Origin of the sequence: Streptomyces sp. NPDC004327 (assembly GCF_042873935.1) — a bacterium.
Taxonomy (GTDB): domain Bacteria; phylum Actinomycetota; class Actinomycetes; order Streptomycetales; family Streptomycetaceae; genus Streptomyces.
Genome location: NZ_JBIAME010000001.1, coordinates 997498 through 1011678 on the forward strand (window position 1 = coordinate 997498; position 14181 = coordinate 1011678).

At 74.4% G+C, this 14181-nt stretch carries 12 protein-coding genes and 1 tRNA gene; 4 read left to right on the forward strand and 9 right to left on the reverse strand.

Going from position 1 to position 14181, the window contains the following annotated elements:
- Positions 1–48: 48 nt before the first annotated feature.
- The 5 genes from ACFYU9_RS04315 to ACFYU9_RS04335 form a co-directional block, all read right to left on the reverse strand.
- Entirely contained in the window at positions 49–465 is a 417-nt protein-coding gene (locus ACFYU9_RS04315) for an ectoine synthase (protein ID WP_389214818.1), read from the reverse strand.
- A 41-nt stretch (positions 466–506) separates the two neighbouring features.
- Complete coding sequence (gene ectB, locus ACFYU9_RS04320) at positions 507–1802, reverse strand: diaminobutyrate--2-oxoglutarate transaminase (RefSeq protein WP_389215109.1); 1296 nt, start codon at positions 1800–1802, stop codon at positions 507–509.
- A 70-nt stretch (positions 1803–1872) separates the two neighbouring features.
- Complete coding sequence (gene ectA, locus ACFYU9_RS04325; protein WP_389214815.1) at positions 1873–2460, reverse strand: diaminobutyrate acetyltransferase; 588 nt, start codon at positions 2458–2460, stop codon at positions 1873–1875.
- 387 nt (positions 2461–2847) lie between these two features.
- The gene (locus ACFYU9_RS04330; protein WP_389342243.1) at positions 2848–3408 is read right to left on the reverse strand and encodes an HAAS signaling domain-containing protein; all 561 of its coding nucleotides are present in this window, start codon (positions 3406–3408) and stop codon (positions 2848–2850) included.
- Entirely contained in the window at positions 3405–3776 is a 372-nt protein-coding gene (locus ACFYU9_RS04335; RefSeq protein WP_389214809.1) for a PadR family transcriptional regulator, read from the reverse strand. The genes ACFYU9_RS04330 and ACFYU9_RS04335 overlap by 4 nt, the downstream gene beginning before the upstream one ends.
- A 394-nt stretch (positions 3777–4170) precedes the next feature.
- Here ACFYU9_RS04335 and fusA point away from each other — a divergent pair, with 394 nt between their 5' ends.
- The 3 genes from fusA to ACFYU9_RS04350 all read left to right on the forward strand — a co-directional run bounded on the left by fusA (position 4171) and on the right by ACFYU9_RS04350 (position 8902).
- Positions 4171–6255 carry an elongation factor G gene (fusA, locus tag ACFYU9_RS04340; RefSeq protein ID WP_389342246.1) on the forward strand — a complete coding sequence of 695 codons (2085 nt, stop codon included), beginning with the start codon at positions 4171–4173 and terminating at the stop codon, positions 6253–6255.
- A 232-nt stretch (positions 6256–6487) separates the two neighbouring features.
- Positions 6488–6559, forward strand: a tRNA-Arg gene (locus ACFYU9_RS04345).
- A gap of 3 nt (positions 6560–6562) precedes the next feature.
- Positions 6563–8902, forward strand: coding sequence for a hypothetical protein (locus ACFYU9_RS04350; RefSeq protein ID WP_389342249.1), 2340 nt, complete (start codon positions 6563–6565; stop codon positions 8900–8902).
- A 131-nt stretch (positions 8903–9033) separates the two neighbouring features.
- Here ACFYU9_RS04350 and ACFYU9_RS04355 read toward each other — a convergent pair whose 3' ends face one another.
- The 4 genes from ACFYU9_RS04355 to ACFYU9_RS04370 all read right to left on the reverse strand — a co-directional run bounded on the left by ACFYU9_RS04355 (position 9034) and on the right by ACFYU9_RS04370 (position 13038).
- On the reverse strand, positions 9034–10554 hold the full coding sequence (locus ACFYU9_RS04355) for an MFS transporter (RefSeq protein ID WP_389342252.1): 1521 nt from the start codon (positions 10552–10554) through the stop codon (positions 9034–9036).
- Positions 10555–10660: 106 nt separating this feature from the next.
- Entirely contained in the window at positions 10661–11674 is a 1014-nt protein-coding gene (locus ACFYU9_RS04360) for an NADP-dependent oxidoreductase (RefSeq protein ID WP_389342255.1), read from the reverse strand.
- Positions 11675–11734: 60 nt separating this feature from the next.
- On the reverse strand, positions 11735–12340 hold the full coding sequence (locus tag ACFYU9_RS04365; protein WP_389214795.1) for a TetR/AcrR family transcriptional regulator: 606 nt from the start codon (positions 12338–12340) through the stop codon (positions 11735–11737).
- Positions 12341–12342: 2 nt separating this feature from the next.
- Positions 12343–13038, reverse strand: coding sequence for a type 1 glutamine amidotransferase domain-containing protein (locus ACFYU9_RS04370; RefSeq protein WP_389342258.1), 696 nt, complete (start codon positions 13036–13038; stop codon positions 12343–12345).
- A gap of 130 nt (positions 13039–13168) precedes the next feature.
- Between ACFYU9_RS04370 and ACFYU9_RS04375 the strand changes: the two genes are divergently transcribed.
- Positions 13169–14164: a LysR family transcriptional regulator gene (locus ACFYU9_RS04375; RefSeq protein ID WP_389342261.1), complete on the forward strand. Its 996-nt coding sequence runs from the start codon at positions 13169–13171 to the stop codon at positions 14162–14164.
- The last annotated feature ends 17 nt before the right edge of the window (positions 14165–14181 follow it).

Below are 14181 nucleotides of genomic sequence, written 5' to 3' on the forward strand. Positions count from 1 at the left end.
GTGGGGCTGCCTTCCTTCCTCGTGGGCGGATCGGGTGCGGTGCGGCGGTCAGCTCGGCTCGGGCTCGGGGTCCGGCTCGGTGAGGAGCGGGTAGACGCCGTTCTCGTCGTGGTCCTCGCGGCCGGTGACGGGCGGGTTGAAGACGCAGAGGCAGCGGAAGTCGCGCCGGACCTTGAGGGTGTGCCGCTCGTGCCCGTCGAGCAGGTACATCGTTCCGGGCGCGATGGTGTAGGTGAGGCCCGTCTCGTGGTCGGTGAGCTCGGCCTCGCCCTCGACGCAGACGACGGCCTCGACGTGGTTGGCGTACCACATGGACGTCTCGGTCCCGGCGTAGAGCACCGTCTCGTGCAGGGAGAAGCCGACCCGCTCGCGGGCCAGGACGATGCGCTTGCTCTCCCAGGTGCCGGAGGCGGCGCGGACGTGGCGCTCGGTGCCGTCGAGCGAGGCGAAGGTACGGACGATCATGGTGTGGCTCTTTCGTTGCGGGGGATCGGGGGGCCGGAGGCTCAGGCGGCTGCCCGGCCGGCCGCGGCGTGGCGCACGGCCCGGGCGAGGATGCCGAGCCCCTCGTCGAGCTCGTCGTCGGTCGCGGTGAGCGGCGGCAGCAGCTTCACCACCTCGTCGTGCGGTCCCGAGGTCTCCAGGAGCAGACCGAGGTCGAAGGCCCGCCGGCACACGGCCGCCGCGCGCTCGGGCTCGGCGAACTCCAGGCCCCAGACGAGCCCGCGGCCCCGCACGGAGCGGGCCGTGCGGTCGTCTTCGCCGCACAGGTCCGTGAGCGCGCGCTCGATCCGCCCGGCCCGGGCCAGGGTGCGGTCGCGCAGGGCGCCGTCGCGCCAGTACGCGTCGAGGGCGGCGGTGGCGGTGACGAAGGCCGGGTTGTTGCCGCGGAAGGTGCCGTTGTGCTCGCCCGGCTGCCACACGTCGAGCTCGTCGCGGAACAGGCACAGCGCCATCGGCAGGCCGTAGCCGCTGATGGACTTCGACAGGGTGACGATGTCGGGCGTGATGCCCGCCTCCTCGAAGGAGAAGAAGTCACCGGTGCGGCCGCAGCCCATCTGCACGTCGTCGACGATCAGCAGCATCTCGTGCCGCCGGCACAGCTCCGCGAGCCCGCGCAGCCACTCGGCGCGGGCGACGTTGATCCCGCCCTCGCCCTGCACGGTCTCCACGATCACGGCCGCCGGCCGGTCCATGCCGGACCCGGGGTCGTCCAGCAGGCGCTCGAACCACAGGAAGTCGGGCGTCCGGCCGCCGAGGTAGTGGTCGTACGGCATGCGCGTGGCGTTCGGGAGCGACACTCCCGCGCCGGCGCGCTTGGCGGCGTTGCCGGTGACGGCGAGCGAGCCGAGCGACATGCCGTGGAAGGCGTTGGTGAAGGAGACGACCGTCTCCCGGCCGGTGACCTTGCGGGCGAGCTTCAGCGCGGCCTCGACGGCGTTCGTGCCGGTGGGGCCCGGGAACATCACCTTGTACGGCAGCGCGCGGGGCTCCAGGACGGTGCTGCGGAAGGTCTCCAGGAAGTCGCGTTTGGCGGTCGTCGACATGTCGAGGCCGTGCGTCACGCCGTCGGAGGCGAGGTAGTCGAGCAGCGCCCGCTTCAGCACCGGGTTGTTGTGGCCGTAGTTGAGCGATCCGGCACCGGCGAAGAAGTCGAGGAAGGGCCGCCCGTGCTCGTCGTACAGCCGGCTCCCGCTCGCCCGCTCGAACACCACGGGCCAGGCCCGGCAGTAGCTGCGCACCTCCGACTCGACGGTCTCGAAGACGGACGGGGCGAGAGGGGTGAGGGGGGTGGTGAGGATGGTCACGCGTGCTCCGCAAGTGGTGTCGTGGCGGGTGGCGGGTGGCGGGTGTGGTGGGCTGGAAGGGGTGTCAGGCCGTCAGGGGCCCGATGCGGTAGAGGACTTCGGGTTCGTGCGGTTCGTGCTGCTCGTGAGGTGCCTGCTGCTCGCCCGTGCCGGCCGGCACGGGGAACACGGCCGCGGGGAAGAGCACCTCCCGCGTCAGCCCGGCGCCGTGCCGGCGCGCGAACGAACGGAACATCCGGTCGGAGGCCACGTTCCCGGGGGTGACCGTCGCCTCGATCCGGACGAGCCCGTGCTCGGCCGCGACCCGGGCGGACAGGGAGTCGAGCAGTGCTCCGGCTACCCCGGTTCCGCGATGCGAACCCTCCACGGCGACCTGCCAGACGAACAGCGTCCCCGGTGCCTCGGGGCGCAGATAGCCGGTGACGAACCCGACCGGGCGTCCCGTCGCGTCCCGCGCGACGGCCGTCGTCCCGGCGAAGTCCCGGCACCACAGCAGATAGCTGTAGGGCGAGTTGACGTCCAGCTCTCCCGACTCGCGGGCGATCCGCCAGAGCTCGGCGCCGTCCGTGATCTCGGCCCGGCCGATGTCCGGGCCGTCGGCCGGACCGGCGTCAAGGCCGGTGGTCGCAGTGGTGGCGTGTGCTGTGGTCATGGGCGCCGAAGCTACCGAGCGCGTCGGTGAACTTCCTGGCGAGACGGGGTTGTGGTGGACGGATGGGGGGTGATAGTCGCGCGAGCCGTCCGGCGTGGGAATGAGCGGCGGAGTGGCGCGAAAAACGCGGTCAAAACGGGGCTAAGTGCCCGTTTGTAACGGCTGGATAACGGCTCGGCGCGGGGTGAACCGGGTTGTTAGGGACCTGCGAAAGCCGTGCGTTTCTGGTTTGGGGCGGACGGTGAGGGGTGAGGCGTAGGGGTTCCGGGCGCGACGAAAAGGCCGGCTCCTTCCCGCGCCGGGCGGGGAAGGAGCCGGCCTTGATGTGCCATTTCGTGCTGGTTGCCGCTTGCCGGTTGCCGGCGGTCGGCGGCCGAACGGCGGTCGCTAGCGGCGTGCGGCGCGCAGCAGGGTGACGGCGCCGATCGCCGGTACGGCGAGCGTGAACGCGAGGAGGAGCAGCAGCTCCGTCGGGCCGATCCGGGGAGCGGCCAGGAGGAAGCTGCCGAAGAGCACCGCGACCGGGGGCGCCGCGGCGGTGGCCGTGCCGATCGTCTTGCTCGGCTGGTCCCAGAGCGGCGAGTTCCACAGCAGCCACAGGCCGATCAGCAGCACCGCACCGCCCAGCGGCATGTTGAACAGGAAGAGCGGCCCGGCCGCGGTGAGCGGCAGCACGGCGGGCCAGGCGCGCCCGGTCCGTGGGGGCTCCGCGGTCGTCGCCGCCGGGGCGACGGGCTCCTCGGCGAGCGCCGACGCGGCCACCGTGCGGGGCTCGCCGAGGTCGGCGAGGACCTCGCGCAGCTGCTGCTCGCCCTCGGCGCCGCTGACCTCGATGTGCTCGCGCAGGTCCGCCAGGAGCTCGGCCCGGCGCTCGGCGGGCAGCTCGGCCGTCTCGCGCGCGACGGCGTCGAGATAGGCGGTCGCGAGCGGGTGGTCGATGGTGTTCATGAGGGTTCCCCCTGCGATTCGTTGAGAAAGTGGTCGACGGCGTCCCGGAACAGCGGCCAGGCCCGGGTGAACTCGGCCAGGGCCGCCCGGCCGGCCGGGGTGAGCGTGTAGTAGCGCCGGGGCGGGCCGCTCGGCGAGTCGCGCAGCTCGGTGTCGACGAGTCCCTCGCGGCGCAGCCGGGACAGCAGGGGATAGATCGTCCCCTGGCTCGTGGTCATCACGCTGACCGCGGAGAGCTCGCCGAGCAGCTCGATGCCGTACCTCGGCCCGTCCCTGAGCAGGGCCAGGACGCAGTGCTCCAGTACGCCCTTGCGGAGCTGACTGGGGACCTTGCCACCTGCCTCGTTACTTGCTTCACCAGGAACCATGTAATGCAAGATAGCTCGACCGCGGGCTTCCCACAAGGAAAAACGGGTGTCATGGCGGGACCGTGTCTCCCTACACTCGCTCACGCGGACGAAACGCCGGACCGACGGACCGTCGGATCGGCGGACCGTCACATCCACGAGCCATGAAGGGAGACGACCATGCGTGCTGTCGCGACCGCCGCCGTCGCCGCCGTCTCCCGTGCCCGGTACGACGTGATCCTGGCCTCTCGCGCCGCCCGGTGCCGGCTGCGCGGCCGTCACCGCTGACCCGCGACGAAGTCGTACCCGTACCCGTACACGTACAGGTAGACGTATCCGTACCCGTATCCGTACGCCGACTCGTCACGGGAATCGCGCTGCCCTGCTTCCGCATCGCACGCGAAGGACCCTCACCATGCGTACCTCTGCACCCGTCTCCGCCCACGTCCGCAACCTCGGCATCCTCGCCCACGTCGACGCCGGCAAGACCACCCTCACCGAGCGGTTCCTCTTCCTCACCGGCGCCACCCACAAGCGCGGCGAGGTCCACGACGGCACCACCGTCACCGACTTCGACCCGCAGGAGCGCGACCGCGGCATCACGATCTTCTCCGCGGCGGTCAGCTGCGAGTGGGCCGGCCACCGGCTGAACCTGATCGACACACCCGGACACGTCGACTTCGCGGGCGAGGTCGAACGCGCGCTGCGCGTCCTGGACGGCGCGGTCGCCGTGTTCGACGGCGTCGCGGGGGTGGAACCGCAGAGCGAGTCGGTGTGGCGCCAGGCGGACCGGCACGGCGTCCCGCGCATCGCGTTCGTCAACAAGCTCGACCGCGCGGGCGCCGACCTCGACACGGCCGTGGCCTCGCTCCGCACCCGGCTCGGCACCGTCCCGCTGCCCGTCCAGCTCCCCCTCGGCCGCGAGGACGCCTTCACCGGCGTCGTCGACCTGATCCGCATGCGGGCGTACGAGTGGCCCGACGGCGCGGCCGCCGGCGCCGGCCCGGTCGAGGGGCCCGTGCCCGAGGCGCTGCGCGAGGAGGCGGCGCGGCGGCGGCGAGCACTCGACGAGCAGGTCGCGGAGCTGCACCCGGAGGCCCTGGAGGAGTTCTGCGCCACGGGCGCGCTGAGCGAGCGGACGCTGGTCGCCGCGCTGCGCGGGCTCACCCTCTCCGGCGGGGCGACCGTGGTGCTGTGCGGCTCCGCCTACCGCAACCGCGGTGTGGAACCGCTGCTCGACGCCGTCACCGCGTATCTGCCCGCGCCCGCCGACCTGCCACCCGTACGCCCCGACCGGCACCCCGCCGACCCGGCGGCGCCGTTCACCGCGCTCGCCTTCAAGGTGGGCGTCACGCCCACCGGCCGCATGACCTACCTCCGCGTCTACGCGGGAACGCTCCGAAAGGGGGACACCGTGCTCGACACCGCGTCGGGACGCACCGAACGCGTCGCCCGCATCCTGCGCGTCCAGGCCGACCGCACGACCGAGACCGCGCTGGCCGGGGCCGGCGACATCGTCGCCGTCGTCGGCCCCAAGACCACCCGGTCCGGCGCCACGCTCTGCGCCCCCGGCGCGCCGGTGACCCTCGAAGCGCCGGAACGGGCCGAACCGGTCGTGTCCGTGGCCGTCGAGGCGCGGCGCGGCACCGACACCGAGCGTCTGGCCGCGGGCCTGGCCCGGCTGGCCGAGGAAGATCCGTCCCTGGTGGTCGGCACCGACCCCGAGTCGGGTCAGACCGTGCTCTCCGGTCTGGGCGAACTGCACCTGGAGGTCACGGTGGAGAAGCTGCGCCGGACCCACGGCCTCGACGTCGTGGTCGGCCGGCCCCGCGTCGCGTACCGGGAGACGGTCGGCCGGGGCGTCACCGGCCTCACGTACCGGCACGTCAAACAGGACGGCGGCGCGGGCCAGTTCGCCCACGTCGTCATCGACGTCGAACCCCTCGCGGAACCCCGCGGAGCCGATCCCCGTGGAGCCGGACCCCTCGCGGAATCCCTCGGAGAGGAGGAGCACATGGCGGACCTCGTCTTCCGCTCGGCGGTCGTCGGCGGCCGCGTCCCGCCGCTGTTCGTCCGCGCGGTCGAGGCCGGCTGCCGTGACGCCCTCGCCGAGGGCCCGCTCGGCGGCCACCGGGTGACCGGAGTCCGCGTCACCCTCACCGACGGCTCCACCCACGTGAAGGACTCCTCCGAGCTCGCCTTCCGCGCGGCCGGCCGCTTCGCCCTGCGCGAGGCGCTCCGGGCGAGCGAGATGACGCTGCTCGAACCGGTCGCCGAGGTCACGGTCACCGTCCCCGAGGACGCCGTCGGCACGGTCCTCGGCGACCTCGCCGCCCGCCGCGGCCGGGTCACCGGCTCCACGACCCGTGGCGGCACGGCGGTCCTGACGGCGACGGTCCCGCTGGCCGAACTCTTCGGCTACGCCTCCCGGTTGCGCAGCCGCACCCAGGGCCGCGGCACCTTCACGACCCGTCCGGCGGGGTATGCCCCGGCCGGATAACCCGACCGGGCCCCCGGCCCGCCGGACGCGGCCGGCCGAAGCCCCGGCGTACGCCGGGGCCGAGGCCGGGTCCGGCGTGCAGGCATGCATGCACGAAGGGGGAGGGGTGCGCGGGCGGGGCCGGGCGGCGGCGTCGCGCGCGGCCCGGGCGGGCCGCACACGACGCGTGCCAACCCCGCGCCCCGGAAATCCCGTTGTGCCGCCCCCGTCCCGTCACTACTGTCGGATCCATCGACGTGTAGCTCAGCAGCAGAGCGCCGGGCTCCGGACCCGGAGGGCGCGGGGGCGGCACCCGCCACGTCGGCTTATGAACGCGCACGCTGACCAGCAGCCTCCGATGACGATCTCCGCCGCCCATCCCGAGGGCCAGGCGGCGCGGGCCTTCGTCACCTCGCTCACCCACGCCGACCCCGACACCAGGAGCCGTGCGGCCGACCGGGTGCGCGGCTGGCGTGCGGTCCTGGCCGGCATCACCACCGGCCGGCTGACGGTCGGCTCCCGCACGCCGGTGTCCGGGCTGCCCGTCTGGGTGACGCCCGAGGTGCTGCGCGGCGGCTTCGCCACCGGCGCCGCCCGGGCCGGGGGACCCCTGCAGCCGTACGAGGCGGACGCGGCGCGCCGCGCGGGCGTGCCCGAGGACCGGGCCGCGCTCTTCGCCCACTTCCTCACCGAGGACGGGCTCGCCGACCTCTGGGCCCTGCTGGACTCCGGCCGCTACGCGGTGACCGTCCCCGAGGAGGCCGCGCTGCTCACCGTGGCCTGGCTGGTCCGGGCCGGTGAGCACGACGCCGCCCTCGAACTGGCCGGGGAAATCCGTCCGTTCGCCGACCGGCTGCGCTTCGCCCCGCGCCCCGCCCCGGCGCCCGCTCCCGCACCCGGCGCCGTGCACCGCCGTACGGTCGCCCAGGCGACCGCGGCGCTGTCCCGCCGCGGACCCAGCGCGCAGGTCGAGAGCCAGCGCGAGGCGCTCGCCGTCTGGCGGCCCTTCGCCGACGACCTGCTGCGGCACTGGCTGGAGACGGCCACCCCCGAAGGCCGGACCGCCGGTCACGTCCTCGCGTTCCGCCCGGACCGCGGCTGGCACGCGCGCGGCCGCGAACTCCTCGACCGCTACGCCCGCCTGGCGGAGCGGCACACCCTGACCCGCCGGCATCGCGACCCCAAGAGCAACGAGGGCATCCTGCGCCTCGCGCTGGAGGAGACCGTCGCGGGACGGCCGCTCGACCCGCGCCGGCTCGGGCTGCTGCGGCACGCGGCGGCCTCGATGGTACGGAAGCGGGGCCTGCCCGAGTCCGAGCGCCACACCGCGCTCCGCCATGACCAGGCCCGGCAGGCCGCGCGGCCCGCGCACCGCGACCTCGCCGCGCTCGTCGCCGGCCGGCTCTCCGCCCTCCCGCAGGACACGGGCACCGCCGACATCGCACCGCTCGTCGCCCCGGTGACCGAGGCCGAGCAGCACACCACCGGGCTGCCCGCCGGCGCGGCCGTACCGCCGACGGTGCGCCGGGTGGTCCAGACGACGCTGAGCGCGCCGATCGGCACGCTCGTGGCCCGCGGGATCGTCCCCTCGGCCGAGGCCATGGCCGAACTCGTCCCGCAGCTCGTCGCCGAGGAGACCGCGACGGGCTACCGGGATCCGGCCCTGCGCACCCTGATGGCCGCCCACTACCGCGCCTTCCGCGCGCGCCGCTCACTGCTGCTGCTGAATCTGGAACGCCAGGTCCGCCCCGAGGAGCTGCCCTGGGTACGGGCCGTGGCGGACCAGCAGCGCGACGCGGCGGACCGTGGCGCCCGGCGCTCGTCGCTCGGCGCGGTGAGGGAAGTGGCCGAGGCAGCCGTGGCGGGCTTCCCGGGCACCCTGCTGCCCAACCCGCTGGTGCGCGAACTCGGCGTGCTCGGCCGCAGGTCCGGCATCAGCGACGCGCCGCTGGTCGAGGAGCTCGCCGCCGACATCTTCATGGGCACCTTCAGCGGCAAGTTCCTCGCCGCGGCCGGTGTCGCCGCCGAACTCCTCGGCGGCGGCTCGCTCTACGAGCGGTACTACGACATCGACTACTCGGTCGTGCGGTTCCTCGCCGACCGCTCCGGCACGGAGCGCGAAGCGCCGGAATTCGCCCTGCTCTGCGCGGAGCGGGCCGGCGAGCCGGCCGGGCACGGCCGCGGCTGGTCCGTGGCCGGCAACGGCATGGTGATCGAGCAGGCCCAGATCCTCACCACCCACAACCTGGCCACCCTCGTACACCGCTTCGGCATCGCGCCCGCACCCGGCTGGGCCGAACTGGCCCGGCGCTGCTTCACCACGGTCTGCCGCCTCGCACACCGCGCGGCCGGCACCCCGCACCCGCTCGCCACCATCAAGGACGCGGCCTACGCCTGGCGGCAGATGCTCTTCCACCTGTCGCTGTGCGACGAGAAGGACCGCGCCGAGGTGCTGGCCTGGCTTCCCGAGGAGTCCGCCCGCCACCGGGCGCCGGTGGCGACCCTCCTCGCGCCCGCCCTTGAGGGGCTGCGGCTGGTCTGCGACGGCGGCTCCCTCGGCCCGGACGGCACGGCGGCGGGCGGCCGTGCCCGCCGTCTGACGGGATGGAGCGTGTCCGGCCACTGGCTGCTGCGGCCGTCGGACAGGAGCCGTCAGCGCGGGCGATGAGCGCGGGCCGTCGGCGCGGTGCCGCCGGCGCGGACCTTCAGCGCGGGCCGTCGGCACGGACCCTCAGCGTGGGGCCGTCACCGCGGGGGCGCCGTCACGGACTCTCAGCGCGCGGCCGCCGGCATGGACCCTCAGCGCGGGCCCGCGCCCGCCGTCTCCGGCAGCGCCGGGCCGGTCGCCGCTTCGGCCGCTTCGGCCGGCTCGGCCGCCCGGATAACGGTCTTGCGCCGCCCGTCCTCGATCCGCAGCCCGGTCAGCGCCGTGACCGTCACCAGCGCGAACGCGATCGCGCCGATCACGAACGCCGTCGTGTACTGCGACTCCTGGGGCAGCGGCGGAACGCCCGGGGGCAGGCCCTCGATCAGGTGGGCGGTGAGCAGGGAGGTGATCACCGCGCTGCCGATGGCGCTGCCGACCGAGCGGGCGATGGAGTTGATGCCGTTCGCGATGCCGCTCTGGTGGACCGGCACGCCCGCCACGATGAACGCGGGCAGCGAGGCGAGGCCGAAGCTCACGGCGAGGCCGGTGAGCATGCCGGCGGCGATCACCGAGCCGGTGGCGCCGTGCTGGAGCGCCAGCCACAGATAGCCGAGCACACCGAAGACACCGCCGGTCGCCAGCGTGACGCGGGCTCCGACGCGGTGGACGAGGAGGCCGGCGATCTGTGCGCCGACGAGCGAGGCGAGCGTCGCGGGGAGCAGGTAGGTGACGGCCGCGGACAGGACGGAGGCGGTGAATCCGTATCCGGCGAGGGCCGTCGGCGTCTGCACGAGGTACGACACGGCGATGAACTGCGTGAACATGCCGAAGCCGAGCAGCAGCCCCGCGATGTTGGTGAACAGGACCGGCCGCAGCACGAACATCGCCATGTCGACGAGCGGTTCGCGCACCCGCCGTTCGACGAACACCCACAGCGCCGCCGTGACCGCCGCCGCGACGAACAGCGTGATCGTACGAGCCGAGCCCCAGCCCCAGGCGTTGCCCTGCGACACGGGCAGGAGCAGCAGCACGAGCGTGGCGGCGAGCGTTGCGGCGCCCAGCCAGTCGGTGCGCCCGCCGGACGGGCGCGGCGACGGCGGGACGGCCACCGCGGCCACGAGGAGCGCCAGCACGGACAGGCCGGTGGCCAGCCAGAACACATGGTGGTAGTCGGGACGGTCGCCCCGCGTCAGCAGTCCCGCGCCGACCAGGGCGAGGCCGCTGCCGACCGCGAGGGTCCCGCTGACCAGGCCCATGGCGCCGGGCAGCCGGCGTGGCGGCAGTTCGTCGCGCAGCACCGACAGGGCCAGCGGGAAGATCGCCGTGGCGGCGCCCTGCAGGGCGCGGGCGGCGAGCAGCAGCGGCAGCGAGCTGGTGGTGGCGGCGAGCACCGAGCCGACGACGGTCAGGGCCAGGACGGCGAGCAGGACCGGCCGCTTGCCGCGCTGGTCGCCGAGCCGGCCGAGGAGCGGCGTGAACACGGCGGCGGACAGCAGGGTAGCGGTGGTGAGCCAGCTCGCGGCGGACGTGGTGATGTCGAGCTGGTGCTCGACGACGGCCAGGATCGGGACGACGAGCGTCTGCATCATCGACACGACCATGGCGGCGAGGCCGAGGGCCAGGACGAGTCCGGTGCCGGACCGCCCGGGGGAGGAGGTGTGCTGCGGTGACATGGAGGGACAGGCTCCGAAGAAGATGCGTACGGGCAGGAGGGGGAGGAGAGGGGAAGCGCCGGCGGCGGTCCGCGCCGAGGGGCACGGACCGCCGCCGGGGCGGGTGTCAGTCGCGCGCGAGGCGGACGAGCATCTTGCCCGTGTTGCCGCCGCGCATCATCGACAGGAAGGCGTCGAGGGCGTTCTCGATGCCGTCGGCGACCGTCTCGTCGGCGACCAGCGTGCCGTCCTTCAGCCAGCCGCCGGCCTGCCGGGCGTAGTCGCCGACCAGGTGCAGGTGGTCGCCCACGTTCATGCCGCGCAGGGTGATGCGCTTGCCGATGGCGAGCGGCAGGTTCGCCGGGCCGGGCGGGAGTTCGGTCGCGTTGTACGCGGAGATGGCGCCGACCAGGCCGATCCGGCCGTTCAGGTTCATCGCCGCGAGGGCCGCGTCCAGGTGCTCGCCGCCGACGTTGTCGAGGTAGACGTCGATGCCCTCGGGCGCGGCGGCCGCGAGCTGCCCGGCGACGTCGCCGGCGCGGTAGTCGAGCGCCGCGTCGTAGCCGTACTGCTCGACCAGCCGGGCGGCCTTCTCCGGCCCGCCCGCCGACCCGATCACCTTCGCCGCGCCCAGCTTCCGGGCGAACTGGCCGGCCACCGAGCCGACCGCGCCGGCCGCCCCGGACACGAAGACGACATCGCCCTCGCGCACCGGCGCGATCTCCGTCAGCGTGGCCCACGCGGTCAGCCCCGTGGTGCCGAGCACACCCAGATAGGCCTCGGCCGGCGCGAGCGCGGTGTCGACGATCTGGACGGCGGCGGCGTCCACGAGGGCGTACTCCCGCCAGCCCAGGAAGTGCGTGACCGTCGCGCCGACCGGCACGTCCGGCGCCTGTGAGGCGACGACGGTGCCGACGGCCGTACCCGTCATGGTCTGGCCGAGCCCGAACGGCGGGATGTAGGACTCGCCCTCGTTCATGCGGCCGCGCATGTACGGGTCGACGGAGAGGAAGTCGTTGCGCACGACGACCTGGCCGGGGGCCGGGTCGGGCACGGTGGTGGTGACGAAGGCGAAGTCGGCGGGCCGGGGCTCGCCGACGGGCCGGGCGACGAGCTGCCATTCACGGCTGGAAAAGGGCATGACGAAGCTCCATGGGAGAGAAGGGCGAGAGGGGAGGGGAGGGGTAAGGGGAAGGAAAGGTCAGCGGGCCGTCGCCGCAGGTGCCGGTACCGGTGCCGGCACCGGTGTTCCCAGCAGTCCCGCGAGCAGCGCGTCCGTCGCCGGGGCGAAGAGCGCCCGGCCGTCCGCCGCCCCGGCCCCGGTCACCGACTCCAGGCCGAGGACGAGCGCGAGGGCGATGTCCGCCGCCTGCGCGGGCTCGACGTCGGCGGCGGTGCCGGCCTCGGCGAACAGGCCGGTGAGCAGGCTTCGCAGATCGGCCGTGAACGCGGCGCAGATGCCGGTGAAGAGCCGGGCCTTGGCGTCCACGAGCTCGGCGGTGTGCGGGGAGGGGCCGCTCAGTTCGGCGACGAGGTCGAGCTTGGCGGCCAGGACGCCCCGGATCCGTACGGCGTACGGGGCGCCCGTGTCGGCCGCCGCCCGCCGGGCCCGCTCCAGGGCACGGGCGTGCAGCCGGGCGGCGAGCCGGCGGAAGGCGTCGTCCTTGTTGCGGACGTACTGGTAGACGGCGGACCGGGACACGCCCATGGTGGCGGCGATGTCGTCCATCGTGGTGCGCCGTACGCCGTACCGGGTCAGGCAGTCGTAGGCGGCGTCGAGGACCTCGTCGAGCCGGTCGGTGCCCACGCTCAGGCCAGCTTCTCGAGCAGCGCGGCGGCGAGCGGGGCGGAGGAGGCCGGGTTCTGGCCGGTGACCAGGTTGCGGTCGGTGACCACGTGCGGCGCCCACGGCTCGCCGACCCGGACGTCGACGCCGGCCTCGACGAGCCGGGTCTCGAGCAGCCACTTCGCCTTGTCGGCGAAGCCCGCCTGGGCCTCCTCGGCGTTGCTGAAGGCGGTCGCCGCGTAGCCGGCGAAGGCGTTGGTGCCGTCCTCCCCGACCGCCGCGAGCAGCGCGGCCGGGGCGTGGCAGACGACGCCGAGCGGCTTGCCCGACGCCAGGGCGTCGACCAGGAGCCGGCCGGAGACGGCGTCGACGGCGAGGTCCTCCATGGGGCCGTGACCGCCCGGGTAGAAGACGGCGTCGTAGTCGTCGAGCCGCACGTCCGCCAGGCGGACCGGGCTGCGGAGCTCGGCCATCGCGTCGAGGATCGCGGCGATCCGGTCGGCGCCCTCCTGCCCGCCGTTGACCTCGGGGGCGAGGCTGCCCCGGTCGACGGCCGGGACGACACCGCCGGGCGTGGCGACGGTGACCTCGTGCCCGGCGGCCGTGAACGCCTCGTACGGCGCGGCGGCCTCCTCGGCCCAGAAGCCGGTGGGGTGCTTGGTGCCGTCGGCGAGGGTCCAGTGGTCGACGCCGGTCATCACGAAAAGGATCTTCGACATGCGTGTCTCTCCAGGCTGACGCGGTGGGGGATCGTCTTGGGGTTCTGACACCGCGGACGCAGAACGTCAGTGCGGCGACGTCCTCGAAGGTAGGAGGCACGACCCATCCGAATCCAATAGGCTCGGACATATGGCAGATAGGAAATCCGATGGCGCGGCGGGAATGCGGGCAGGAGCGGCCGCGGGCCCGCCGACGGGAATGCCGGCGGACCCCGGGCAGGGCCCGGGCCTGCCCGACCTGAACCTGCTGCGCACCTTCCTCGCCGTCTACCGTGCCGGTGCCTTCACCGCCGGTGCCCGGATGCTCGGCCTCTCCCAGCCCACGGTCACCACCCAGATCCGCGCCCTGGAGAGCCGGCTCGGCCGCGAGCTGTTCGAGCGGCTGCCGCGCGGTGTCGCCCCGACGCCGTTCGCCGACGAGCTGGCGACCCGCGTCGTGGAGCCGCTGGACGCGCTCGGCGCGGTGCACGCCCCCGGCGGGCTGCTCGGCGCGGGCGAGGCGGAGCCGGTGCACATCGCGGGCCCCGCCGAGTACCTGTCGCACTGCGTGCTGCCCACCCTCTCGGGCCTCGTCGACAAGGGCGTACGGCTCCGTGTCACCTTCGGCCTCACCGACGACCTCCTGGAGGCGCTGCGGGCCGGCCGCCACGACCTCGTGGTGGCGACCGTCCGCCCCCGGGGCCGCAACCTCGCCTCGGTCCCGCTCGCCGACGAGGAGTTCGTCCTGGTCGCCGCGCCCGCGTGGGCCGAACGCCTCAGCGCCCGCGTCGACACCGACGGGCCCGCCGCGCTGCTCGGCGTGCCCCTGATCGCGTACGCCGAGGACCTGCCCATCCTGCGCCGCTACTGGCGGCACGTCTTCGGCACCCGCCTCACGGCCACGCCCTCCGTCACCGTCCCCGACCTGCGCGCGGTCCTCGCCGCGGTCGTCGGCGGCGCCGGGGCCAGCGTCCTGCCGCGCTACCTGTGCGCGGCCGAACTCGCCTCCGGCGCCCTGGTGGCGCTGCACCAGCCCGAGGACCCGCCGATCAACACCGGTTTCCTCGTCCAGCGCCCCGGCTCCGCCACCAACCCGCACGTGGCCGTCGTCCGCGACCATCTGATCCGCGTCTCGCACGAGGCGTGAGTCCGGGCCGCGGCGCC